Raw genomic sequence first — 513 nt, forward strand, 5'->3', positions numbered from 1 at the left:
TTACCACTTTGTGATTCATGACTGGGGTGAAGTCGTAACAAGGTAACCGTAGGGGAACCTGCGGTTGGATCACCTCCTTACCTCAAGATACGCATTGTGCAGTGTCCACACAGATTGTCTGATGAAATTAATGAGCAAGAGCACCTGTTGATGCAGTAAGGGTAACCTTACGCTGATGCGAAAAGTGCCAAACCACAATGTGGTCTGGTACGGAATTTTCGTGTCCCCATCGTCTAGAGGCCTAGGACACTGCCCTTTCACGGCTGTAACAGGGGTTCGAATCCCCTTGGGGACGCCACTCCGGTAATGTGTGAAAGACATTATCAACTGTTCTTTACGAACAGAAAATAACTTAAAGATGACTTTAACGAGTCGTGTTTAAGATATTGCTCTTTAACAATCTGGAACAAGCTGAAAAATTGAAAGTTTACAGCTGAACATCACTCTCCGTAGAAGTACTGAGTGGTGATTAGCCTGTAACAGAGTCTCTCAAATAATCGCAATGCGACGGTG

The 513-nt window shown here is 44.8% G+C and carries 1 tRNA gene and 1 rRNA gene; both read left to right on the top strand.

Features of this window, described 5'->3' with window-relative positions:
* Window positions 1-80, top strand: a 16S ribosomal RNA gene (locus tag J1782_RS00120); the annotation flags it as partial.
* 142 nt (window positions 81-222) lie between these two features.
* A tRNA-Glu gene (locus J1782_RS00125) sits at window positions 223-298 on the top strand.
* Window positions 299-513 lie beyond the last annotated feature (215 nt).

This window comes from Rahnella sp. BCC 1045, from assembly GCF_019049615.1.
In the GTDB taxonomy this organism is placed as follows: domain Bacteria; phylum Pseudomonadota; class Gammaproteobacteria; order Enterobacterales; family Enterobacteriaceae; genus Rahnella; species Rahnella contaminans.